This window comes from Chloroflexus aurantiacus J-10-fl, assembly GCF_000018865.1.
Classification (GTDB): domain Bacteria; phylum Chloroflexota; class Chloroflexia; order Chloroflexales; family Chloroflexaceae; genus Chloroflexus; species Chloroflexus aurantiacus.
In genome coordinates this window covers 2,719,106-2,742,966 of sequence record NC_010175.1, presented here as the reverse complement: position 1 = coordinate 2,742,966, position 23,861 = coordinate 2,719,106, and the positions used below count along the sequence as shown (strand labels likewise).

At 57.6% G+C, this 23,861-nt stretch carries 26 protein-coding genes; 16 read left to right on the top strand and 10 right to left on the bottom strand.

The genetic code is table 11. The features are described 5' to 3' along the window. The first annotated feature begins 127 nt into the window (after positions 1-127). Both CAUR_RS10460 and CAUR_RS10455 read left to right on the top strand, forming a co-directional pair. Positions 128-1,168, top strand: coding sequence for a ketopantoate reductase family protein (locus CAUR_RS10460; RefSeq protein WP_012257871.1), 1,041 nt, complete (start codon positions 128-130; stop codon positions 1,166-1,168). Between the two features lie 1,656 nt (positions 1,169-2,824). After that, on the top strand, positions 2,825-2,968 hold the full coding sequence (locus CAUR_RS10455) for a hypothetical protein (protein WP_157866432.1): 144 nt from the start codon (positions 2,825-2,827) through the stop codon (positions 2,966-2,968). Between the two features lie 482 nt (positions 2,969-3,450). On the opposite strand, the gene CAUR_RS10450 is transcribed toward CAUR_RS10455, so the two are convergent. Both CAUR_RS10450 and CAUR_RS10445 read right to left on the bottom strand, forming a co-directional pair. Then, the gene (locus CAUR_RS10450; RefSeq protein ID WP_012257870.1) at positions 3,451-4,191 is read right to left on the bottom strand and encodes a response regulator transcription factor; all 741 of its coding nucleotides are present in this window, start codon (positions 4,189-4,191) and stop codon (positions 3,451-3,453) included. Then, a complete protein-coding gene (locus tag CAUR_RS10445) occupies positions 4,154-4,807 on the bottom strand; it encodes a protein-methionine-sulfoxide reductase heme-binding subunit MsrQ (RefSeq protein ID WP_012257869.1) in 654 nt (217 codons plus the stop codon). Before CAUR_RS10445 ends, CAUR_RS10450 begins: the two co-directional genes overlap by 38 nt. 407 nt (positions 4,808-5,214) lie before the next feature. Here CAUR_RS10445 and CAUR_RS10440 point away from each other — a divergent pair, with 407 nt between their 5' ends. Continuing rightward, positions 5,215-5,475 carry a hypothetical protein gene (locus CAUR_RS10440; RefSeq protein ID WP_083772560.1) on the top strand — a complete coding sequence of 87 codons (261 nt, stop codon included), beginning with the start codon at positions 5,215-5,217 and terminating at the stop codon, positions 5,473-5,475. A 143-nt stretch (positions 5,476-5,618) separates the two neighbouring features. Here the strand turns inward: CAUR_RS10440 and msrP are convergent, their stop codons facing one another. The 8 genes from msrP to CAUR_RS10405 form a co-directional block, all read right to left on the bottom strand. Further along, on the bottom strand, positions 5,619-6,566 hold the full coding sequence (gene msrP, locus CAUR_RS10435) for a protein-methionine-sulfoxide reductase catalytic subunit MsrP (RefSeq protein ID WP_012257868.1): 948 nt from the start codon (positions 6,564-6,566) through the stop codon (positions 5,619-5,621). 163 nt (positions 6,567-6,729) lie between these two features. Next, positions 6,730-7,314: a hypothetical protein gene (locus CAUR_RS10430; RefSeq protein ID WP_015909150.1), complete on the bottom strand. Its 585-nt coding sequence runs from the start codon at positions 7,312-7,314 to the stop codon at positions 6,730-6,732. Positions 7,315-7,373: 59 nt separating this feature from the next. Continuing rightward, complete coding sequence (locus CAUR_RS21760; protein ID WP_273068779.1) at positions 7,374-7,508, bottom strand: hypothetical protein; 135 nt, start codon at positions 7,506-7,508, stop codon at positions 7,374-7,376. A gap of 40 nt (positions 7,509-7,548) precedes the next feature. Beyond that, positions 7,549-8,124: an ANTAR domain-containing response regulator gene (locus tag CAUR_RS10425; RefSeq protein WP_012257866.1), complete on the bottom strand. Its 576-nt coding sequence runs from the start codon at positions 8,122-8,124 to the stop codon at positions 7,549-7,551. A gap of 136 nt (positions 8,125-8,260) precedes the next feature. Beyond that, positions 8,261-10,879, bottom strand: coding sequence for a CapA family protein (locus tag CAUR_RS10420; RefSeq protein ID WP_012257865.1), 2,619 nt, complete (start codon positions 10,877-10,879; stop codon positions 8,261-8,263). A gap of 83 nt (positions 10,880-10,962) precedes the next feature. Further along, complete coding sequence (locus tag CAUR_RS10415; RefSeq protein ID WP_012257864.1) at positions 10,963-11,799, bottom strand: metal ABC transporter permease; 837 nt, start codon at positions 11,797-11,799, stop codon at positions 10,963-10,965. After that, positions 11,796-12,629 (bottom strand): metal ABC transporter ATP-binding protein, encoded by an 834-nt coding sequence (locus CAUR_RS10410; RefSeq protein WP_012257863.1) that lies wholly within the window; start codon positions 12,627-12,629, stop codon positions 11,796-11,798. Before CAUR_RS10410 ends, CAUR_RS10415 begins: the two co-directional genes overlap by 4 nt. Positions 12,630-12,719: 90 nt before the next feature. Next, entirely contained in the window at positions 12,720-13,811 is a 1,092-nt protein-coding gene (locus CAUR_RS10405) for a metal ABC transporter substrate-binding protein (protein ID WP_012257862.1), read from the bottom strand. A gap of 212 nt (positions 13,812-14,023) precedes the next feature. Here CAUR_RS10405 and CAUR_RS10400 point away from each other — a divergent pair, with 212 nt between their 5' ends. From CAUR_RS10400 to nuoK, 13 genes are all read left to right on the top strand, one after another. Next, entirely contained in the window at positions 14,024-14,389 is a 366-nt protein-coding gene (locus CAUR_RS10400) for a hypothetical protein (protein ID WP_012257861.1), read from the top strand. A 103-nt stretch (positions 14,390-14,492) separates the two neighbouring features. Beyond that, a complete protein-coding gene (gene tsaE, locus CAUR_RS10395; protein WP_242604905.1) occupies positions 14,493-15,014 on the top strand; it encodes a tRNA (adenosine(37)-N6)-threonylcarbamoyltransferase complex ATPase subunit type 1 TsaE in 522 nt (173 codons plus the stop codon). Further along, positions 15,014-15,691, top strand: coding sequence for a tRNA (adenosine(37)-N6)-threonylcarbamoyltransferase complex dimerization subunit type 1 TsaB (gene tsaB, locus CAUR_RS10390; protein ID WP_012257859.1), 678 nt, complete (start codon positions 15,014-15,016; stop codon positions 15,689-15,691). Before tsaE ends, tsaB begins: the two co-directional genes overlap by 1 nt. 266 nt (positions 15,692-15,957) lie before the next feature. Then, entirely contained in the window at positions 15,958-16,674 is a 717-nt protein-coding gene (locus CAUR_RS10385; RefSeq protein WP_012257858.1) for an FhaA domain-containing protein, read from the top strand. 3 nt (positions 16,675-16,677) lie between these two features. Continuing rightward, positions 16,678-17,139: an FHA domain-containing protein gene (locus CAUR_RS10380; protein WP_012257857.1), complete on the top strand. Its 462-nt coding sequence runs from the start codon at positions 16,678-16,680 to the stop codon at positions 17,137-17,139. Positions 17,140-17,462: 323 nt separating this feature from the next. Then, positions 17,463-17,819 (top strand): NADH-quinone oxidoreductase subunit A, encoded by a 357-nt coding sequence (locus tag CAUR_RS10375; protein WP_012257856.1) that lies wholly within the window; start codon positions 17,463-17,465, stop codon positions 17,817-17,819. A gap of 2 nt (positions 17,820-17,821) precedes the next feature. Beyond that, positions 17,822-18,616, top strand: a complete 795-nt coding sequence (locus CAUR_RS10370; protein ID WP_012257855.1) for an NADH-quinone oxidoreductase subunit B — start codon at positions 17,822-17,824, stop codon at positions 18,614-18,616. Beyond that, a complete protein-coding gene (locus CAUR_RS10365) occupies positions 18,609-19,130 on the top strand; it encodes an NADH-quinone oxidoreductase subunit C (protein WP_012257854.1) in 522 nt (173 codons plus the stop codon). The genes CAUR_RS10370 and CAUR_RS10365 overlap by 8 nt, the downstream gene beginning before the upstream one ends. Before the next feature lie 75 nt (positions 19,131-19,205). Next, positions 19,206-20,315, top strand: coding sequence for an NADH-quinone oxidoreductase subunit D (locus CAUR_RS10360; RefSeq protein ID WP_012257853.1), 1,110 nt, complete (start codon positions 19,206-19,208; stop codon positions 20,313-20,315). Beyond that, positions 20,312-21,388, top strand: a complete 1,077-nt coding sequence (locus tag CAUR_RS10355; RefSeq protein WP_012257852.1) for a 4Fe-4S dicluster domain-containing protein — start codon at positions 20,312-20,314, stop codon at positions 21,386-21,388. Before CAUR_RS10360 ends, CAUR_RS10355 begins: the two co-directional genes overlap by 4 nt. A 17-nt stretch (positions 21,389-21,405) precedes the next feature. Next, a complete protein-coding gene (nuoH, locus tag CAUR_RS10350; protein ID WP_012257851.1) occupies positions 21,406-22,728 on the top strand; it encodes an NADH-quinone oxidoreductase subunit NuoH in 1,323 nt (440 codons plus the stop codon). A 52-nt stretch (positions 22,729-22,780) separates the two neighbouring features. Next, entirely contained in the window at positions 22,781-23,431 is a 651-nt protein-coding gene (locus tag CAUR_RS10345) for an NADH-quinone oxidoreductase subunit J family protein (RefSeq protein WP_012257850.1), read from the top strand. Positions 23,432-23,433: 2 nt separating this feature from the next. Beyond that, positions 23,434-23,751, top strand: a complete 318-nt coding sequence (gene nuoK / locus CAUR_RS10340; RefSeq protein WP_012257849.1) for an NADH-quinone oxidoreductase subunit NuoK — start codon at positions 23,434-23,436, stop codon at positions 23,749-23,751. Positions 23,752-23,861 lie beyond the last annotated feature (110 nt).

Here is a 23,861-nt window from a genome sequence, read left to right as displayed (position 1 = left end):
CGGATCCTGCACTACCATGCTACCACAAGTTGCACCACGAAGACACGTCACAATACCCTCCTGCTCAATGTCGTAGCAACCAGATTTTCCGCTATACTGAAGGCGAGTGTGTATAGAGGAGGAATCAATGACCATCGTCATTGTCGGTGGGGGGGCAATCGGGTTGTTGCTCCTTTCACGGCTGGCCCAGGCCAGCAACGGGCAGCCGGTCGCGCTTTTGACCCGCCCAAACGGCGCAGCGGCGTTGCAAGCCACACCGTTACAGGTGAGTGGTATCGGGGCATGTTCACTAACCGGTTTGACGGTTGCCGGTGCAGTAGCCGATTTACCAGCAGCGTTTCAACAACCGGCGCTGGCAATCTTGTGTGTCAAAGGCTACGATACGAACGGGGCGATTGCCACCTTACGCGACCTCAATCCTGGATCCATCCTGACGCTGCAAAATGGGCTGGGCAACGAAGAAGCGCTGGCCCAGGCTTTTGGCGCGGATCGGATTATTGCCGGCGCAATTACAACCTCGGTTGACGCTACCGGCCCCACGACGATCACTGTGACGAAAGCGGGTGGAATTGGGTTAGCGCCGGTAGGCGGAACAAGTAATCTCACACTGGCCGAAACGGCGCTGAGCAATGCAGGCTTTACTGTCCAGCGTTATCACGACTACCGCGCTATGAAATGGTCGAAAGCGCTGTTGAATATGCTAGGAAATGCGACTGCTGCGATTCTCGATTGGTCGGTTGCGCAGGTCTACGCCGACCGCCGGCTGGTGGCACTGGAACGGACCGCCGTGCGTGAGGCGCTGGCCGTGATGCAACGCATGGGGATACGACCGGTCAATTTACCCCGCTATCCGGCGGCACTGCTGGCCTTCGGCATTCGCTGGCTACCACCGATCATCCTCGATCCGATTTTGCGCCAGCGGGTAGCCGGTGGCCGGGGCGGTAAAGATCCGTCGCTGCTCCGTGATCTGCGCGCGGGACGTAGCCGTTCCGAAGGGGAGTTCTTGTACGGCGCGGTGGCCGCAGCCGCCACCGCCCACGGGTTACAGACGCCGGTCAATGCCGGTCTCTGGCAGGTGTTGGGGGGTATCGTGCGCGGTGATCTGCGCTGGGACGATTACCGCGGTCAACCTGAACGGTTGCTGGCGGCCTGTGGAATGGCGAAGTGAGCCTGATATGCATCCACATCCGTCTTCGGCAGACAGTACCCTCACTGCGTCTTGACGTGTGGAAGTCGTGCTGCCAACCAATAGCCAATCTGTCAGATAAATGATATTGTACAGGCAGGGTGATGAGCGAGCCGGAGGCTCGCGCTCCCAGTGGGAGTGATACGCCGCTTTCCTCTTACCTGGTTTCTGTCTTTGTATCACCCCCACCCCAGCCCGCCCCCGCTGGGGGCGGGAGTCATCGGCGCAGACCGGGTGGTGAGCGAACTGGAGGCTCGCGCTCCCAGGGGGAACATTCCGCTGGTGAAAGCACTGCGGATCGTGCAGGGTGATGAGCGAGCCGGAGGCTCGCGCTTCCAGGGTAGACCATCGTTTGCGCACAGTGTGTATCGCTCAAGGTCAGGGCCAGGGTGATACTTTTGCTGTTTTCAGATGGGTGAGGCGAAACACCCCCACCCCAGCCCGCCTCTACTGGGCTATGCATTACACACATGTCACGCTGCGTTAGGCCGGGCTGCACGCACTCCCCGTGGCGGCTCCCCGTGGTGCAGGCTTCCAGCCTGCGTGCAAGCATCCTCGCCACCGCCGTCAGGTGCTGGCCGTGGCCGTTGGTGTACAGGCACGAATCTCTCGCAACGTAACCGTTTACGCACAGGGATCGCACGCATGCCTGACCGACTCGATGATCGGCCCGAGCACATTTAGCACCCTCGTGACCAGGATGGGTAACGGTATGCCACGCGCCGGATCGTGAGCGCGGCTGGCGCGGCAGCATGGCTGCCGCACTCCAAACTGCGCGACACGCCCATGATGCGCGTGTAAGGCAACCCATTCAGCACGTGATACCACGGCTGGAGCTGCGCCCTGTCACCGGACCAGTCGCCCACAACAGCACCCATGGCGATACCCGCTGATACACACGTGGTTGACACCAGTTGTGGGTAATGCATAGGCGCCTACAGTGAGAGGTGTGGGGTAGGGTTCACCTCCACCCCAGCCCGCCCCCGCTGGGGGCGGGAGTCATCTACGCAGACCGGGTGGTGAGCGAGCTGGAGGCTCGCGCTCCCCTATGCATTACCCACATGTCACGCTGCGTTAGGCCGGTCTGCACGCGCTCCCCGTGGCCCGCGTGGAGGCATCCTCGCCACCGCCGGCAGGGGCTGGCCATGGCCGCTAGTGCGCAGGCTGGACGTCTTCCCCATGGTCTGATCCAACGGCTACCTCCGCTGCTATCATCCGCTTTCCGTTCGTGACGTACGACCCACGCGACAGCAGGGTGACGCGATAGTGCCCAGGATCGCGTACAATGAGACAGGTTCGACTGATGGGCGAAGCGGTTGACAACCTGGGTATGGGTAAGGCATAGCGCTGCGCGGGAGCGGGGAGCGTAGCGGCTGCGATTACCTCTGAACAACCGCGATGCACGACATTCCCGTCCACCGCATCCCGTGGAAGGTCAGGTGAACGGCACAGGCACCGTCCGTAGGGGCGGGTTCTCAACCCGCCCCTACCGAACCCGCCCCTCCACACTACCGGCACCAGCACGCGGAGGGGCAGGCTGCCGGCCTGTGCTCAGCCATCCCCATCATCAGGGGAACGTACCGGCACGGGTGTCCGCTGCAATCCGCGCCGGATCGTGAGCGCGGCTGGCGCGGCAGCATGGCTGCCGCACGCCAAACTGCGCGACACGCGCCTGACGAGCGGGTACGGCAATCCATCCAGCACGTGATAGCACGGCTGGAGCGGCACACTGCCATCGGGCCAGTCGCCCACAACAGCATCCATGGCGATCATACCTGCTGATACGCACGTGGTTGACACCAGTTGTGGGTAAGGCATAGCCGCTGGGGGTGGGAGAGGGGAGGGCAGACGTTTGATCGAGGGCGGCCTGATAAGGTAGACGTTGGGTTCGATCATCTGTCCTGGCCGTTTGTGCATGCCGCCAGGGGCGGGAGCTTGCGCCTGGCTCCTCCCTCCAGCACTGGTACCGGCACCATGCGCGCCTCCGGCGCGCGCTCCCAGCTCCCGGCTGGGGAGCACGTTCTTCATCACTCCCCCGACCCGCTCCGGCACGCGGGCAATGCAGTATTCGCGTTATGGGTAATGCATAGCCCCGCTGAGTGCGGGGGAATGCCTCCGCCCAGCGGGGGCGCCTCTCCACAATTCCCCCCGCTGGGGATAGGTAAGGAGGGGGGCGGAAGTCAATCTTGCTCTCGTAGCAGAATATTGAGGGAGAGAAACTAACGCGCTGTAGCCGGTCGTGGATGGATAAGACAGGGACTACGTCACACCGGTACATCGGTAGCATTGATGCGGCGCGCCCCGGGAAAATCGACAAAGCGATAGCCAACGCCGCGTTCGGTCAGAATATATTTTGGGTTGGATGGATCTTCTTCGATCTTCTGGCGCAGATAGGTGATGTACAAACGCAGATAGTGACTTTCGTCGCGGTATTCTGGCCCCCACACCTTGCTCAGCAGCATCTCGTGGGTTAGCACGTAACCGGCATTCTGAACCAGATGGTAAAGCAGGCGGTATTCGGTTGGTCGCAAATTGACGCGCTTGCCATCGACCAACACTTCGCGGCGGGCAAAGTCGATACTTAACCGATCATCAACCTTCACCAGGGTTTGAGGGATGGGAGGTTGGGTGTAATGGCGGCGCAGGACTGCCCGAATACGGCTTACCAGTTCGCGCTGGCTGAAGGGCTTGCCAACATAATCATCCGCCCCAAGTTCCAGACCACGCACCCGATCTTCTTCTTCATCTTTGGCGGTAAGAATGATCACCGGTACCTGGGAGAAGCTGCGGATACGCCGGAGCGCCTCAAAACCGTCCATCACCGGCATCATGATGTCGAGCAAGACGATGTCGGGCATCTCTTCGCGCACCTTTTCGACCGCTTCGCGGCCATTGGTGGCGGTTGTCACCCGCATGCCTTCCAGTTCAAGATTCATGCGCATGAATGTGATCATGCGCGGCTCGTCATCAACGACGAGAACTAATTTGTCTTTTAATTCGCTCATGGCTCCATTGTACCATACGCTGCCAGCTTTGTCTGCCAATAAGGCGGCTCAGCAGCAAAATTCCTAACAGACCGCCGGCGATTAACGCCGGACGGGGGTCTTTGCTCAGCCACAGGTAGTGTATCACGGCCAGGATTGCGGCCAGATAGACCAGGCGGTGCAGGCGGCGCCACCAGTGTTTTAGTCGCCGTTGCCAGCCACTGGTCGAGGTGATGGCAAGGGGCAAGAGGAGGGCAAAGGCCAGTAAACCGGCAATGATGTAGCGCTTCTCGCTGATTGTTTGCAGGATCAGGCTGAGATCGAAGCCGTAATCCAGGGCCACAAAGATGGCAAGGTGCAGGCCGGCATAGCCAAAACTGTAGAGGCCGAGCGGACGACGCCAGCGCATGACCTGCTTCCAGCCAAACCAACGGTTTAGCGGGGTACATGCCAGGGTCGCCAACAGGAGTATCAGGGCGAACCAGCCGGTACGTTGGGTCAGGTATTGAATCGGATTGACGGTTAGGCGATCAGCCAGCCCATCACCGATGAGTAGCACGAGTGGGAGCAGGCCGATTATATGGGGAATGATGCGGAGTAAAGGCGATATGTGTGGTGCTGCTAGTTTGCCAGACATAGGCTTGTAGGTTTCGATACCTGTGAATGTTCGTGGTTGGATGCCTATTTCAATATATCGCAGTTCCTTCAATCTGACCATATGATGATGAAGAGGAGCTGGCTGACAACTGCCAGATCATGGTGATGGCGACAATAGCTCACCAATTCTTGAGAGGCCAGATGATTATCGTATGTTGTAGCTATCATCAGCAGGGTGAGCGGTACAATACACCTCTGGTATTGATCACGGCGATGGCGGAAACCAGGCCGCCGCCCTCCAAAGCAACCCATGCCTGCGGAGCGGGAAGGATTCAATCTGCCACGTGATTGATCTGTAGATAGATGTACGGAATAACAGCATCCCCGTGACCAGCCGGGTCAACAGCGTGCCACGCACCGGATCGTGAGCGCGGCTGGCGCGGCAGTATGGCTGCCGCATTCCAAACTTCGCGACACGGGCATGACGAGCGGGCAAGGCAACCTATTCGGCGCGTGATGGCACTGGCGATGGGCGGTAGCCTCTTCGCTGCCATACCGGTTGCCGGGAGCAAGAGCCGTGACCAGCCGGGTCAACAGCGTGCCACGCACCGGATCGTGAGCGCGGCTGGCGCGGCAGTATGGCTGCCGCATTCCAAACTTCGCGACACGGGCATGACGAGCGGGCAAGGCAACCTATTCGGCGCGTGATGGCACTGGCGATGGGCGGTAGCTCTCCTCCTGTCACATCGGCAGACTGGAAGCAGGATATGCTGTTGTTGGCGATTAGCAGGTGTTCATGCGCATGTGCGATAGGCTGGGAGCACGACAGCACAGCTTTTATGAAATAAGTTCTAGTAATTACGGGCCAGATCCATCCCGGCGTACAGGGCAGCGACCTGTTCGGCATAGCCGTTGAAGAGCAACGTTTTGCGCCGGCCAAGCTCGCCGATGCGCCGTTCGGTGGCCTGCGACCAGCGTGGATGGGGAACGTCGGGATTGACGTTGGCGTAGAAGCCGTATTCATGCGGTGCGACTGCCATCCACAACGATACCGGCATGGTATCGGTTAGTTCAATTTTGACGATGGATTTGATGCTTTTGAAGCCGTATTTCCATGGAACTACCAGGCGCAGTGGGGCGCCATTTTGCGGCAAGAGGGTACGACCGTAGAGGCCGGTGCTCAGGATCGTTAAGTCGTGCATTGCCTCATCGAGGCGTAGTCCTTCAACGTAGGGCCATGGGAAGTAGCGGTCACGCTGCCCTGGCATCTGATCAGGGTCGTAGAGGGTCTCGAAGCGAACGAACTGGGCCTGTGCAGTTGGTTCGACGATGGTCAGCAGTTTGTGGAGCGGGAAACCCTGCCAGGGGATGACCATTGACCACCCTTCGACGCAGCGTAGACGATAAATGCGCTCTTCCTGGTCGAACATCGAGAGGATATCTTCGATAGCAAAGATCCGTGGCTTGTGTACCATCCCTGTCACTTCTACTGTCCAGGGGTGGGTCACGAAACCGGCGGCCCGGTGCGCAACCGCTTCTTTGTCGGTCGTGAATTCGTAGAAGTTGTTGTAGTTGGTGATCTGCTCGAAGCTGTTGGCCGGATCGCCAAGCTCGTCGCGGGGGGTGGTATCGTCGGGTGCTACTGCCTGCCCCGGACGATCTGAGGGAACATTCAGACCACAGGCGCTCAGCACGAGGCCGGCACCCAGTGCGCCGATGCCACCTAACAAGGCCCGTCGGCTCAGGTAGAGCGACTCTGGAGTTATCTCGGAAGAGCGAATTGAGGGATCGCGATACATAGCAGTCCTTTGCCGAATGTGGTTATCGAGAGAGTTGCCGTCAGCAAAACCACCACGGTTAGCCGACAACTGAATTCAACGGATGACATCCTCGCCTTGTGCAGAGACGTACTACTGGTATTATACGGCCTGGAGCGGAACATGGATGGACGCGGGACGTATGTTATTCATCCACCAGTGTCAAAATCAGCCGACGTACCTGCCACAACCGTCGGTCGGCGCCCTCTGGCCGCACGCCGAGATCATCGCGAATCTGGCTGATCTGGAGGCGAATGACATCGATAGGGCCTTTTTGCTGCTCGGTGCTGAGGTTGTAGGCCCGATCCAGTGCCCGTCGGGCGGTCATCAACGCTCGATCAGCTTCGGCCATGTCGTTGCGCTGCAGGGCGTTGACCGCTTCGTCGAGGGTGATGGCAGCGCGCAGCAGGTGGGTGGCAGTTCGTAAGCGGGCGTTTTCGGCCTGAAGATCGAGGATGGAGAGCCGGATCAGTCCCTCGTCTACCGGCACCGGTGGCAAGGTCGGTTGGGGGGTAGGGATTGGTGTGGGGGGGATGGTCGGCAGTGGCGTGACCGTGGCAATCTGCGGTTCAGCCGGGATTGGTGCAGGCTGGAGCCAGGTTTGCAGCAGGGTGAAGAGGCCAAGGCTGATCAGGATGGTCAGCAGATGCGGTACCAGCAGGCGGACGTAGTGTCGCCAGCGGGACGAGGGTGATGGCAGTGGCGATGATGTCGGCTCAGAAGATGACATTGCAGCGGCTCTGGTTGTTCGCATTCGCTCGTAGTTGGACAAGTGGCGATGATGTCGGCTCAGAAGATGACATTGCAGCCCAAACGTGGAGGGGTTATCTGCCAGCGTACCGAGATAGCCGCCACCGGTAACCGGTATGACGCAAAGCGGCTTAGCCGTTGTAGCAATTGATAGCCACTTTGCGTCGTCCGCACCTCATAATCAAGACGGGAGTGCCTGTTGCGCAGAGGCACCTTAAATCTCGTGGGCGAGAAGGATGGCCTGGGCAATCTCCTTCATCGACTTGCGGGTGTTCATCGAGAGCTGCTGAATCTTGCGGAAGGCCTCGGCCTCTTTCAAGCCCTGGGTGTCCATTAAGATGCCCTTGGCCCGCTCGACCAGTTTGCGCGTCTCAAGTGTCTCTTTCAGATCGGCAACCTGGCGATCCATCTCCAGAAACTCCTGGTAGCGGGCAATGGCAATCTCAATCGCCGGTAGCAGTTCGGCTTCGCGGAAGGGCTTGACAATATAGTTCACGACACCGGCTTCTTTGGCCCGCTCGACCAGATCGCGGTCAGAGTAGGCCGTGAGCAGCAGCACCGGCGCAATCTTCTCTTCGGTCAAGATGCGAGCAGCTTGAATGCCGTCCAGTTTCGGCATTTTGATATCCATCAAGACCAGATCGGGGCGCAGCTCGCGGGCGAGATTGATCACACTCACACCGTCACCGGCTTCGCCAACCACCAGATAGCCAAGACTGACGAGAGTCTCTTTGAGGTTCATGCGGATGATTGACTCATCGTCGGCGATCACCAGTCGCGTCTGGGGCATACGCTCTTCTCCTCTATGTTGAGTAATAACCTGCAATTCCGCAGACAGGTATATACGTTCGTTGATGCGAGCAGTATATCATTCAACTGTTTGCGAATCAACCGTCTGGAGACGGCTTTGTGCCCGGCTGACACTATTATATGCCAAGCAGTTTCCGCAGTAAATCATCGTCGTCGGGACGATGCCCCAGGGTAGTCCCAGAGTCGGCATCTGACTTGAACTGCTGTGTTGTTTCTTCAAATGGTGTGTCCGGCGTGGTTGGTGCTGGCAGGTCAGCCGTCATTGGCGAGGTTGTGCCGGTCAGTTCATCTTGCCAGCGTGACCATTCAGCGGGCGGGACATCGGCAGCGCTATCATCGGTCAGTGGGCCAAGCTCCGCCAGCCAGCGCTCGCGTTCGGCGGGTGGCAAATCGTTCCACTCGACCGGTTGATCGCCGATATAGCCATCCAGACGGCCCTGGCGATGATCGGTGACCGACGCCTCATCGGCGGTATCGAACCATTCAGCCAGTTCGTCGCCGTTGAGCGGATCAATGGCCGATGGGGGCGAGGCAGCAGGCATACGGGAAGCATTCGGAGTTAGCGCAACCCGTAGTGTTTGCGGTCGGTCGTCAGCAGCCTGGCCGGTAGCCGCCGATGGTTCTGGCAAGTCCTGGGGTGGCTGAGTGTTGCGCGAGGCGGTGCGGGTTGGCTGGCGCCATCCCGGAGTCTGGCGCTGGGTCGAGGACTGTTCGGAGTCACGACCTTTGAACATCTTGCCCAGCCAGGAACGTTTGGTAGTCTCAGTTTGGGGTGCCGGTTGACTGTCGCGACGTGAAAAACCGCGCAGCGACTCCTGCCAGGCATCACGTGCTGATGAACGGGCACCGGTGTCCATGCGATAACCACTCCGGGTAGAACGAGCCGCCGGTTGTACGTAGCGCTGGCTGAAAAGGTATAGATCGTATATTGCCGACAAAATCAGTCCAACCAGTATCAATGATACGACAATTATCGCGCCGAGAAGCAACGGAAATCCATCACCGCTGCTCTGCACTGCGCCGACCACCGTGGCCGGTGATGTGACCGGTGTAGCGGTTGCCAGTGCAGCAGCACTCGCCGACGCAGGAGCCGTCGGGCACAGTAGCGCAGATACCTGTGAACCCACTTCACGCCCCAATAGCCCCAAACGCACCTGCCAGAGTGGATCGGCGGGTAACGGCACCATGGGATCAAGCTCAAACCTAGCCCGTTCAAAGTACTGCACGATCAAATCACGTCCGGTATTGGGGTCACGTTCGGTTAGTGCGCCACTGATCGGGTAGCCAAACACACTAATCCCACCATACCGTTCATAGAAACTGCGGAACAGTGGATCAGCGAAAGCGGACGGATCACTCAGATCGGTACGCGGTGTTACCGGCTGATCCGGATAACCAAGCCGAAAGGCGACGACCCCGACATGCGAGCCAAGCACCCGATTGGGCCAGTCATTACCCGGATGCAACTCCAATCGCTGACGTTCAGTGTACAACACGGCAACCTCTTGACGACAATCACCGGCCAGCTCGCGGGTAACCGGCCCTAATGGTAGACCGAGCAACGCAATCCCCTCGATGAGAGAACGTGTCTGTTCCCCACCGAAGGTCTGATAAAAGCGGGCAAAGTCGCCGGTAATCGGGGTTTGCGGTGCTTCCGGTAACACCAGTGCCGGACAAACTTCGATCTTGCCGGTTGGCGGTACGGATGGCACAGCGTGCAATTGACCGGGATCACCCATCAGCAGGGCAAACTCACGCGGGACTGTTGGTAACGGCGTCGGCCCCTGGGCACCGTTACCAGGCGTGATCGGCAGATAACGGAGACCACTGACACGGGCTGCCCCGTCTTCATCGCGGGTCACACCGATGTACATGAGGGCAGCCGGAGTGGTAGCGGTACCGATCAGATCACCGGCAGAAAATATGACCAGCCCTTCGCGATCCGCAGCGCGCACCCAATCGACCGTTGCGGTCTCGCCGGGGATACTCCCAATCACCAGATCGGCACCGGCAGCAATCAGATTACGGGCAGCATTGATCCGGGCCTGGGGCGGATCAGGGTCGGTGGGTTGACCCCAGGCTGCCATCACAACAACCAGATCGGTCTCCTGCCGGGCCTGCTCAATTGCAGCACTGATATTGGGCAAAATACCGGCAGTATTGGCAAGTAGATGAATTTGATTGCGAGGATCGGCATTTCCTTCCAAACCCCAGGTGGCACTGAGAAAGCCAAGGGTCAGCGGTGAAGCCGGATGGGGTACCGTCACCTTGAGAAAGGGGGGATGGGTCTCGCCATCTGCCACCGCACCGTGTTGAAAAATGCCGTAGCGGCTTAGATTTTGCAGGGTAGCATCAACACCAGTCGGGCCAAGAGTGAGCAAGCGCGGCTGAGCAGTCCCCAACAAGAGCAGATTACTCTCGGCTAACGCAGGAGCCAGAGCAGGTAATGCCTCGCCGGCCAGTGGCCCGGCCAGCGTCGCCATAGCCAAATCGGCAGCCGTCAGGAATGGACGCAGTGCGGCAAAAGCCTCAGTGTAACTGGGTGTCTCAATCCCGCCAGGAATCAGCGCATCGGGGATAACTGCACCGGCAACCGCCAGTGTGTACTGCACGGTATCACCTGCGCCACAGCGGTTGAGCGCCAATCGCGCACCTGCCGGCGGCTGCGCCTGGACAACCGGTGTGGTAAACAGCATCACCAAGACACTGAAAACCAGTAATAGCCGACCCGTCATTGTTGCCTCACCTCCGCCGGCACCCCGGCAGAGCGAACTATGGCAGGCATTCATGCCTGTACTGCAACAATTGTACTACAGGATCAGGCTGTCCGGTGAGACAGGCGGGAACCGGCCCAAACCAGTACAAAGATGGCCGTGCTGGTAAGTACAATAGCCGCGCCGGAAGCAATGCTGAAGTAATAGGAAGCGTAAAGACCGACTACCCCGGCGACGATTGCCAGCAATGCTGCCACCAGCATCATCGTGTGCATGCGATGGGTCAAGAAGGCAGCCGTTGCCGGCGGTGTGACCAAAATCGCCAGGGTTAAGGCCACCCCAACCGTCTGAATCGCCACCACAATCGACACGGCCAGCAACGCCAGCAACAGCAGATCGAAGAAGCGAACCGGCAAGCGCAGGGTGGTAGCCAGCACCGGATCAAACGTAACGACCATCAACTCCTTGTAGAAGAGGATGATGAGCGCGATGACGATCAGGCCCAACACGGCAATGCGCCAGAGATCATACTCGCTAACGCCGAGAATATTGCCGAAGAGAAAATGTGATAGATCAACAGCCGAATTGCGTACCGTTGAGATCAAGGCCACTCCCAGGGCAAACATCGCGGCGAAGACGATACCAATGGCGGTATCCTCACGGATGCGGGCGGCGCGACTAATTGCCCCAATTGAGAATGAACTGACCAGTGCTGTGCCCAGTGCCCACCAGAAGAGTGCACCACGATCAGCACCGTTTAGGAGATAGCCGACTGCAATGCCGGGCAACATCGTATGCGCCAGCGCATCACCCAAGAAGGCCATGCCGCGCAGCACGACATAGACGCCAACCACCGCACAGATAACCCCGACCAGCAGCGCCGCCAGCAAGCCGCGTTGCATAAATGAGTAGGCCAGGGGGGCAGTAAAAAAATCGATCATAGACCGCCATCCGGATCAGGATTACAACAACTATCAGCGACAGTAAGCAGCCCATCACCACTCTGCAAGAGATGAAGATGCCCGCCATAGGTAGCGACCAGATGGGCAGCAGTGAAGGCTGCGCGAGCCGGTGCGCACGCAATCAGGCTACGATTGAGGAGCATCACCCGATCAAAATAGCGCGCTGCCTGCTGCAGATCGTGCAGCGCCGTCAAGACGGTGACGCCTTCCTGGCGTAGCGTAGCCAGGGTGCGAAAGATCTCGTCTTGCGAGGGAATATCCAGCCCAACCAGTGGTTCATCCATTAATAACAGGCGTGCTTCTTGCGCCAACGCTCGCGCCAGAAACACCCGCTGTTGCTGACCGCCTGACAACTGACCGATCTGGCGATTGGCAAACGCTGCCAGCCCAACCCGTTCTAACGCTCGTTGGGCAAGCTGCCGGTCATGCTGAGAAGGACGACGGAAGAGACCAATGCGACCGACCCGGCCCATTAAAACCACATCACTGACCGAAACCGGAAAGCGCCAGTCGATCTGCAACCGCTGAGGCACGTAGGCAATCTCATTCGGCGCGACCCGCTCTTGGCCGAAATAGCGAATCTCGCCGCTGGTAATCGGTTGAAGGCCGGCGATAGCTTTCAGTAGGGTACTTTTACCGGCACCGTTTGGCCCGACAATTGCCACTTGCTCACCCACATTGATAGTCACCGAGACATCGTGTAGCGCCTCGTTCTGCCGGTAATGGACGGTGAGATGACGAATATCTAACGCGGGAACCGTCGTTACCGGATCGGCAACTGTCGGTGCGATGACTGATGAAGCTGTCATAATCGCCTTCCTTCAGGCATAAAAACCGGTGCAGCATCAGTGATGGTGACAGCATCACTGATGCTGCTCTATTGTACGCGAGAACGTAGATTAACTACGCAACCCATCAACAATTGCCTGGACATTAAAGCGCATGTAGTCGAGGTACGTCGCGCCTGGCCCGTTCGCATCGGTCAGCGACTCGGTTAACACGGTGATAATGCGCACGCCGGTATCGCGAGCGATCTGCTCGGCGATCTGCTGATTCGCAACATTACCAACAAAGATGGCCGTCACGCCATAGTCGGCAATCAGGTCTTGCAACGCTGCCAATTCCTGAGCCGAGGGGGCGGCACTCGAACTTACCCCAGGAATAATTGCCCCCAACTGGCGTAACCCGTACTTATCGGCCATATAGCCAAAGATAATGTGGTCAGAGACGAGTAAGCGCCGTTCTGCCGGGATAGAGGCAAATTGATCGGCAATCCAGCGATCAAGATCATCGAGCTGACGCTTGTAATCGGTTGCCCGGGTAGCGTATGCTTCAGCGTGATCTGGATCGAGACGGCTCAGCGTGGTATAGATCAGATCAGTCCAGATTTTCACGTTAGCCGGATCCGTCCAGGTATGGGGGTCAACCGACCCTGCCCCGTGCTCGTCGGCATGTTCATCACCATGCTCATCACCGTGGGCGTCAGCCTGCGTGTTGCTGTGATCGTCGGCGTGGGTATCACCGGCAGCACCGGCTGCCTCTGTTCCGTGTTCGTCGGTGTGCTCTTCCTCGTGGGCATGACCGGTAGCTTCCGCTTCCGTCAATGCACGCAGGGCAAGGTTCGCCGACAGATCGACGACTTCAGCTTGCGTCCCTGAACTCGCGATCAGACGATCAATAAACTCTTCATAGCCGGCACCAACCGTGAAGATGACCCTGGCTTCACTCACTCGTGCCAGGTCTTGAGGTGTCGGCTCAAAGCCGTGGGTGTCGGCCCCAATCGGCACAATCGTCTCGACCTGAACCCGATCACCACCGACCTGACGCACAACATCGGCCACGATACTGGTACTGGCCATAACCAGCATTGGTTGCGCTGAGGTGTTGTCCGTCGCCGGTACTGCGGTGGGCTGACTCGCCGGTGCTTGCCCACATGCTGCCATCAGCAGCATACCTGCGAGCAAAACGGTTATCTGTTGTATGAAACGCATCGTTTGATCCTCCTTAATGAAACATTGTTTCAAAAGAGATTATGTGCCAAAGAGCACCTGTTGTCAAATGCCGGCGAATCGGGGCGGGTAATGCAATCGGTTCTACGTAAAACAAAATTTATGGTATACTATACGAAGAATATCTCCCCCATCAGTGTATTGCCCCGTCGCTCGCACGCGAGGCCAGGTCCTCAATGGAGGAGGATTGGAGTATGAAGGTAACAGTTCGTGATGCTGCCGCCCACGCCCGTCGGCTTGGTTACCACGTCATTGCCGCAGAGCAGTTACGTGCCACTCGTTGTTTACTGGTGCTTGCTGAGCCGTCGGGGCAACCGTTCGCTGTTCTCATCCAACGTCGTGCTCTGATTACTGCCGCCGATGTGCAGGACTTTGCCGAAATGCTGTTTTTGCGCCGTTTGGATCGCGGCTTGTTGATTGCAGTGGATGGTGGGTTTAGTAACGAAGCCCGACGGACTGCGCAGGAGTTGCGTCAAGCAACGATTACGCTCGCAACAGACATCCCACCGGCAAGTGGCTTTGCACCGGCTGGCCTGAGTCCGGTCGTTGATCTCAAGTAATACCCGGTACGCATCTCGCTCTCTTTAAGGGCGAGCGAGAATGCAGGGACAGGGAACAGCATACCCGCAATTTTTCCATGCCCGGCTATGGTACAATAGGGCTATGACCGATCAACTGTTGTCGGCGGCCCAAACGCCGCATGATCTCGATTTTATCAGTCATAGTCCGACCCAGACTGAACGTATCGGCGCGCGCCTTGGTCACCTGCTGCGCGCCGGTGATTTGGTGTTGCTTTCAGGTCAACTCGGTGCCGGCAAAACCCATCTCATTAAAGGTATAGCTCGTGGCCTCGGCTACGACGGCCTGGTGACCAGCCCAACCTTTGTCTTGATCAATGAATATCGGGCCGATGCTGCCCATGGACGGCTACCGATCTATCACGTCGATCTCTACCGGGTGCGTGATGTGACCGAATTGATTACGATTGGTCTTGATGAACTCTGGTTGAGCGAAGGCATTTGCCTGATCGAATGGCCTGAACGGGCAGCGACGGCAATGCCGGCAGAACATTTACACATTGTGCTCAGCCATGTGAGCGAGACCAAGCGGCAGATACGGCTGACGCCCCGTGGGATGCGTTACCGTGAACTACTGCTTAGGTTTAAGGAGGAGACGTTCGGCTAATGTTGCTCGCTATCGACACCGCTACCGCACTGACCGGTCTTGCTCTCTATGATGCGCACGGCCCATTAGCCGAAAGCGTCTGGGAGTCGGGACGTAACCATACTGCGCAACTCTTGCCACAAATCGATGCGCTCCTGCGCTACATCGGTGCAACACCAGCCGACGTGACCGTGCTGGCGGTCGGATTGGGACCGGGGAGCTGGAGTGGTCTGCGGGTAGGGTTGAGTCTGGCGAAGGGGATGGCACTGGCCGGCGATCTGCCATTGATTGGGATTGCAACCCTTGAGGCGTTGGCGTACCAGTACGCGCCGACCCCATTGCCGGTCTATCCACTGATACGGCTGGGGCGTGATCGTTATGCGACGGCTCCTTTTGTGGCGCAGGATCGCCTTGAGCGCCTGGCGCCTGATCGTAATCTCACGCTCGCTGAACTCTGTGCCGACGTGAGTGGGCGTGCGCTCTTTTGTGGTGATCTCGATGCAGCGACGATAGCTGCCCTGCAACGCGGTTTGGGTGAGCGGGCTGTGTTGCCGGCACCGGCAGCCCGCTTGCGGCGCCCGGCGTATCTTGCCGAACTGGCCTGGCAGCGCCATCTTGCGCGTGATTACGATGATCTGGCTACGCTTGAACCCCGGTACCTCGGTGAGCCGGTGCGAACACCGGCACAACATACCTGAAGCACGTTGTTACGTTTTGTCTTGCAAAGGTCGCGGAGCGGTTCGGTTGTCCGTGAGACCAGATAGTCACGAGCTGTAGATCGCTCTTGTAATGACAGGCAGGCCTGTACCCCTGCCTGGCTATAGCGGTTTCAAGCTGGTGTCGGAACCATGTGTCTCTGCCATTCAACTTGCCACCCATCTACGCTTCGCCGATAATGACGGTATAGTATGTGTAGATGTTTGCCGGCAGCGGCCGTTGATCCAATTGCCATGGGGGAAATGCCATGTCTGCCCTACGCCGATTTGAACAGTTTATGGAGCAGATGGTCGAAGGATCGGTAGCGCGTATCTTTCGTAGTACGATTCAACCGGTCGAGATTGCGCGTCGGTTAGAGAAGGCGATGGAGAGCAACCAGACAATTAGTGTCAAGCGCGTGATTGTGCCGAGCAGCTACCGGGCCTTTTTGAATCCGCAAGACTTCGCGATCTTTCAACCGGTACGCCAGCAGATCGAGCAGGAACTGGCAACCTACCTGAGTGAGCTGGCCGCCGAACGCAATTTCACGATGCTCGATCATCCGCGGGTGGTGATCACGGAAGATCCGGCCGTCCCCCGGCGTTCGATCCAGGTCGAGGCCGAGATGCGCGACAATCAATCCGATCAGCCGACGATGACGATGATTATGCAAAGCGACCGCGCCCCCGGACGGTCATCAGGTGCTTTTTTTCTCTTGCAGATCGGCAATGCACCACAGGCGCTGCCCATTGCTACCACAACGGTTACTATCGGACGTGGCCTGGATAACGATATTATTCTGGAAGACACGCGAGTCTCACGAAAACACGCCCAACTGCGTTATCGCCAGCGTCGCTTCTGGCTGACCGACCTGGGGAGTACGAATGGTACCTTTGTGAATGGTGAACGGATCAGTGAACGGGCACTCCGTGATGGTGACGTGGTTTCGCTGGGTGGGCTGGAACTGACGTTTCGTGAGGGCTGATCCATGTTTTTCGATATTGCCAGCATCTCGATTGGAATTATCCTGCTTTTACTGCGCGTGGCAGTTGTGTTTCTCCTCTACTTTTTTCTCTGGCAAGTGGTTCAGGTAATCCGGCGCGATCTCGCCCAAACATCGGCTGCCCCACCGCTCGCCAGCCCCTATGGACAACTGGTTGTCACCAGCTCTGGACAGAGCGGAGTCGCTGTCGGTAAGGTCTTTCCATTGAATCCGGTGACGGTGATTGGCCGTAGCCCGCATTGCGATATTGTCCTCAACGACTCATTCCTCTCCAGCGAACATGCCCGGCTGGAACGGCGGGGTGGGGTCTGGTTGCTCGAAGACCTCAATAGCACGAATGGAACCTTTCTCAACGGCTTTGAAGTGACCGGATTGACAGAGGTGCATCCCGGTGATGCGATTCGTGTTGGCCGGGTCGAGCTACGTCTGGAACAGGGAGCGGCCTGAGAGGGTTGCAGGCTGCCCGATCTGGCGCAGGCCCATGGGTTGATCTATCAGCTCCCAGACCATTCCTCACATCGACAATAAGTTCATAGCCTTTTGTTATAAGTTTAATGCAGATCTGGTATAGATTTACCGACAAATTGCTCTGCCACAGCCAGCGCACATCCTGGCCTGATCTGCACTGACATTCAATAACGAGTGCGTAAATCTTCGTGCTTGATTGTCAATTGTTCACGCCGGGGACTGTCAATCTTGTGAGCATTGCGACGTATTTGTGATATACTTCTCATTACCTTCACACGTTACTGCATCACGGAGGATAGGCAATGCTGGCCAATTATGCGTTGATAGGCATCTTCCTTGTTGCTGCAATCAGCTTTCCGTTGATCCCGTTGGTTTTAGCCTTCTTTCTGCGTCCCAAGCGGCCCACACCGCTCAAGACCAGTACGTATGAGTGTGGTCTGGAAGCGATAGGTGATGTTCACGTGCAATTCAAGGTGCAATACTACCTCTACGCACTGGCCTTTGTGATTTTCGATATCGAAGTGATATTTTTGTATCCGTGGGCAGTAGCATTTAATGCAGTAGGTCTTTACGGCCTGATTGCAGCGACCATCTTCCTCCTGATGCTGTTTGCCGGTTTGCTCTACGAGTGGCGTAAAGGCGCCCTAGAGTGGGTGTAACCATGGCTGAGATTGATCCAACCCAGCTCGAACTCGAACGCCAGGGTATCTTGTTGACGACGGTGAACCGGTTTTATAACTGGGGTCGTCGTTCGTCGATCTGGCCTATGGCGTTTGGGCTGGCGTGTTGTGCAATTGAGATGATGGCGTTCGGGTTGAGTCGCTATGACGTTGCCCGGTTTGGCGCCGAGCTGTTTCGGGCGTCGCCGCGGCAGGCCGATCTGATGATCGTCGCCGGCACGGTGACGAAGAAGATGGCCCCCCAGGTGGTGCGGCTCTATAATCAGATGGCCGAGCCGCGGTATGTGATCTCGATGGGGGCCTGCGCAACATCCGGTGGCCCCTTCCGTGATGGGTACAATGTTCTGCGTGGTATCGACCTGTTGATTCCAGTTGATGTGTATGTACCCGGCTGCCCCCCACGCCCTGAAGCACTCCTGCACGCTCTGATGACGTTGCAAGAGCAGATTGACCGGCAGAAGCTTGGGCGAGTGCGCTGGTACGGGAGTGGCGATAAGCCGCAGACGGGCGACTTTCCGGTACCAACTTTTGGGGCGAAGGGATTGGAAATCGACGGCAAGCTGGTCGATCCGGTTGGTGGGTTGCCGTTGCTCAGCCCATATACATCGCCGAGCCATGGCGAGCACCGTTCGGGGCAGATCGAGCATCCTGAAGTGGTACGCCAGTTCCCAATCATGGATCCCGAAGTAGAGCTTGAGAATGCGCTCAAGGCGCGTGGGATCGCTCCTGAGATCGCAGCCGACGACTTGAAACGGAGTGTGGTGAACGATGCCTGAACTGACACCAACCGATCTGCGGACACGACTGGCCACGGCGCTGCCGGATGCCCTGATCGAGGTGGAACCCCTGGCGATCACGCCACCACCTGCTCACGGCCCCCAACCCGGTCTGTTTCATCCACCCGATCCGTTTATTCACCCCGATCATCTCGTTGCGGCAGCCCTTTTTGTGCGCGATACGCTCGGTTATGCCTTTCTGTCCGATATTGCCGTGGTCGATTACCTTCACGCCGGCTGTTTTGAATTAGTCTATCGGTTCTACCATCCGGCAGGCGGTCCGGGTATTGTGTTACGGGTACGGGTACCACGGGATGCGCCTTCCGTGCCATCACTCACGCCACACTGGCCGGCAGCTAACTTTCATGAGCGTGAGGCGTTCGATCTGTTTGGCATCGAATTTGTCGGCCATCCATACCTGCGGCGCATCTATATGTGGGACGAGTTTGAAGGTTTTCCCATGCGCAAAGATTTTCCTCGACAGGGAGACAAATATCTGGGTAGCGACGAATAGTCAGGCTTGATTGTCAATACTATTGTTCATATCTTCGCTTGCAAGAAGCGATACCCATAGAGAACTGGTGTCGATATGCTCCAAACGCAAGAGCTGCAAGTCAATATTGGGCCACAACATCCATCAACTCACGGTGTCTTCCGCATGCTGGTGACGGTTGATGGTGAGACGGTGGTTGATCTTAAGCCGGTGTTCGGGTATCTGCACCGCAATCACGAGCAGATTGCCGAAGCGAATTCGTATCTGCAAAATATGCCCTATACCGACCGGCTCGACTATTTTAATTCGATGGCCAACAATCACGCCTATGCGATGGCGGTCGAGCGATTGGCCGGGATTGAGGTGCCTGAACGGGCAGAGTACATCCGGGTGCTGATGGTCGAGCTAACCCGTATCCTCAATCACGCGAGTGCGGTTGGTTTCATGATCAACGATATGGGGGCCTGGCAGACGCCGCTGGCATTCGGGATGCGCGAGCGAGAGAAGATTCTCGATCTGTTCGAGATGGCAAGCGGTGCCCGTTTGATGTGCAACTATTTTCGCTTCGGCGGTGTGGTGCGCGATCTGCCCCCTGAATTCATTCCCAATTTGCGCGAGTTGTTGATCGCACTGCCGGCCTATATTGATGAGCTAGAGCGGTTATTACGCGATAATGAGATTCTGTTACAACGGGCAATCGGCATCGGTATCCTGCCCCGTGAAGTCGCGCTCTCGTATGGCGTGACCGGCCCGGTGTTGCGCGGTTCGGGCATTCCCTACGATGTACGCAAAGCCGAACCGTACAGTGTTTACGACCGCTTCGATTTCGATATTCCCGTCGGTAAAGTAGGTGATGTTTATGACCGTTTTCTGGTACGCATTGAAGAGATGCGCCAGAGTAAACGGATCATTGAACAGGTGCTTGAGCAGTTGCCAGATGCGAAGGGCGGGCACATCAACCCCAAGGCCCGCCAGAATGTCCGGCCACCGGTCGGTGATGCGTATGCCCGCATTGAGTCGCCAAAAGGCGAATTGGGCTTCTACCTGGTCAGCGACGGGAGTGGAAAACCGTACCGTTACAAAGTGCGAGCACCGTCGTTTATCAACCTGACGCCCCTGGCCGATATGTGTCGTGGGTACAAGGTGGCCGATATTGTGGTCATTCTCGGCAGCATCGACATCGTGATGGGAGAGGTGGATCGATGACAGCACCACCATTCGAGATAGAGATTCCACGTGGGCGTGTGATTGAGGTGCAGCGCGATGACACCCGTGTCCGACGGGGCAGTGGTTTGCTGCGGGGGATGGCTGTGATCTGGAAGCACTGGAAGGAGTCGTTCCGCCTGAACCGAAGCTATCGGCAGATTCACGGTACCTTTACCATCCAGTATCCCGAAGAGCGACCGCGCATCCCCGAAACCTACCGCAACATGCCCATCCTCCTCTACGACGACGAAACCGGTCACGAACTCTGTACCTCGTGCTTTCAGTGCGAACGCATTTGCCCGCCACAAGTAATTCATATGACGCAGGCGAAAGACCCGGCTACCGGTAAGCCAGTACCGGCTGTGGCCGAGTTTATCATCGAGTACGATGCCTGCATGAGCTGTGGTTTCTGCGCCGAAGTCTGTCCGTTCGATGCGATCAAGATGGATCACGAGTTCGAGTTATCGACCGACGACCACAGCAGTCTGACCGTGCATAAAGCGCAACTGAACCGACCCATCAGTTACTACGAGAAGATCGCTCCCACAATGTGGGCTGAAGTTCGCGAGAGTGCATTGAAGAAGTTGCAGGGCAATATTCGCCGGCGGCCAGACGTGATCGGGATTGCCCCCCATCTGACCGAACGGATTGCTGCCCGGCGAGCGGAACTGGCTGCGCAGGCACCTGCTTCACCACCTGAAGCTGCTACACCGGCAGCTCCCGCCGAGGCTCGCAAACTGTCCCCTGAAGAGAAGGCGGCGAAACTGGCGGCCATCCGGGCGGCAAAGGCTGCCCAGACCGGTGATGGCACGTCCCCTGCTGAAGGTGCATCACCGACAGCGCCTGCTCCCGCCGACGACAAAGCGGCGAAACTGGCGGCCATCCGGGCGGCCAACGCGGCGAAGAAGGCCGCCGAAGGCGCCGCTCCCGCTCCAACCGGCGATGCGCCGGCGGCTCCGACTACCCCTGCCGACGAGAAAGCGGCGCGGTTAGCAGCCATCCGGGCCGCCAACGCAGCGAAGCGAAAACAGGCCGAGGAACAGGCACGTGACGGTTCGGGAGAGGAAGCATAACCCGACGGAGAACCTTCATGTACGACATCTTGCAGGGACTCATTAACGGTACCTTTGGCTGGGGATGGCCCGATTGGTTGATCAACCTGATCGGCTACATCATTATTGTGACGATTGTGCTGATTGTTGCCCCGTTACAGATGCTCTTCTTCACCTACTACGAGCGGCGGGTAATTGCCCGCATGCAAGATCGGATCGGCCCCAACCGGGTTGGCCCAGAGGGCATCTGGCAGCCGATAGCTGATGGCGTCAAGATGTTCACCAAAGAAGACATCGTACCGGCGGCAGCTGACCGGATCGTTCATTTTCTTGCCCCGTGTGTTGTCGTTGCGCCGACAGTCTTGATGTTTGCGGTTGTGCCCTGGGGGCCGGGTATGACACCGGTTGATTTGCCGACCGGTCTCCTCTTCTTCTTCGCTGTCTCGTCAATCAGTGCGGTTGGATTGATGATGGCCGGTTGGGCCAGCAACAACAAGTTTTCGTTGCTGGGAGCGATGCGGGCAGTGGCCCAGATGGTCTCTTACGAAATTCCGGCAGTCCTCTCGCTGATCGCCATCGTGATCATTGTCGGCTCACTCTCGATCAACGACATCATCAATTATCAGTCTGGCCTGCTGATCAGCAATCGTGATCTGCCCGGCATTCCTGACCTTGGTCTGGGCTGGTTCATCTTCACCCCGGTCGGTTTTGTTGCGTTTGTCGCCTTCTTCATCGCTGCCCTGGCCGAAGGTGAGCGCACTCCGTTCGACATTCCTGAAGCCGACTCAGAGATCGTGGCCGGCTACATGACCGAGTACAGCGGTATGAAATTCGGTCTGTTCTACCTGGCTCAATACGTATTGAACTTCCTGCTCTGTGCTATCACGGCCATCATCTTTCTGGGTGGCTGGCAGGGGCCGGGGGTGAACTGGCTCTACGCGCAGGCAATTACACCAACCAATCCTAATGGTAATGGCTTATTCAATGTACTGGCCGGCATGCTGGGCGTCTTCTACTTCCTGCTCAAGACCTACATCTTCTTCTTCGTGATGGTCTGGCTCCGTGGCGCCTTGCCCCGCTTGCGGATCGATCAATTGATGGATTTTGGTTGGAAGTTTCTCATTCCATTAACACTGGTCAATCTGTTCAGCGCCGCGTTGTGGGTTGCCTTCACACGCTGGGGGCCGGCAGAGGGGATGCTGCTGACAATGGGCTGGTCACCGGTGCTGCGCTGGCTGGCGGCCTTTGTGATAACCCTTGCCATTAATCTGGGGGCCTACCTCTGGCTGACACAGGTCTACGCCGCATCGCAGGCCGAACGACGACGGGCAGAGCTAGAGGAATTGAGTGCCACGCTGTGAAAACAGCGAATCCGGCAATGAAAACAGCGAAGTGCTGGAGTAGGAAAGCGTGATGGAAATCGTTGTCCAAATTGTATTCGGGGTGATAGCCCTCTTTATTCTGGTTTCGGCAGCGATGGTCGTCTCGGTGCGGAATGTGATCCACGCCGCGCTGTGGTTAATTGCCTGTTTTTTTGGCGTTGGCGCGCTCTACATGCTGCTCGAAGCCGAATTTCTGGCCGTGGTACAGGTCTTGATCTACGTCGGCGCCGTATCGGTGCTGATCCTGTTTGCGATTATGCTCACCCGCCAGATTACCGGTGAAGGGATTCGCCAGCTTACAACACGCTGGCCGGTTGTGCTGGCGATTGCAGTCCTGCTCTTTGCCACCGTGATGGCACCCACCCTGATCAACCAGCAGTGGAATGTGCCGCCGGCACCACCAATCGGTACCCCGGAACCGATTGCCGGCCCGGCTGAGCTGGGGCGCGGTTTTGTGAATGAGTTTTTACTCCAGTTCCAGGTGGTTGGTGTCCTGTTGACCGTGGCCCTGATCGGGGCGATTGTCATTGCCTATGAAGAACGGGCACGGCGGCGTAAGGTGCTGACCCTGGCCGAAGAGCTGGAATTGAAGCGTTTGCGTGAGCAAGCATCACCACCATCGGCAGAGCCGGTTGAAGAAGAGACGGTCGTGCAGACAATCCAACCGACCAGTGAGAGGTAATCATGCTAAATGCAGTTCCATTACCGGCAGTCCTGACGTTAGCCGCTGCGCTCTTTTGTATTGGCCTGTTCGGGGCACTCTCGCGCCGCAATCTGATCGGTGTTTTGATGGGTGTTGAATTGATGTTAAACGCTGTCAACATCAATCTGGTCGCATTCTGGCGCTACTTCGAGCCGCGCTATATCACCGGTCAGACCTTTGCCATCTTCATCATTGCAGTCGCGGCTGCCGAGGCAGCGGTCGGCCTGGCGATGGTGATTGCTGTCTATCGCCATTATGTGACGGTTAACGCCGATGAAGTGGATCAACTGCGCGGATAAGTGACACCGGTAGCACAGCTTCTCAGGAAGTAGCAAACCGGTACTGATACGCACAGAACATTCAGAACAGAATTGCAGTTGGGTGGCAGGCTCGTACACTCGTGGTACGA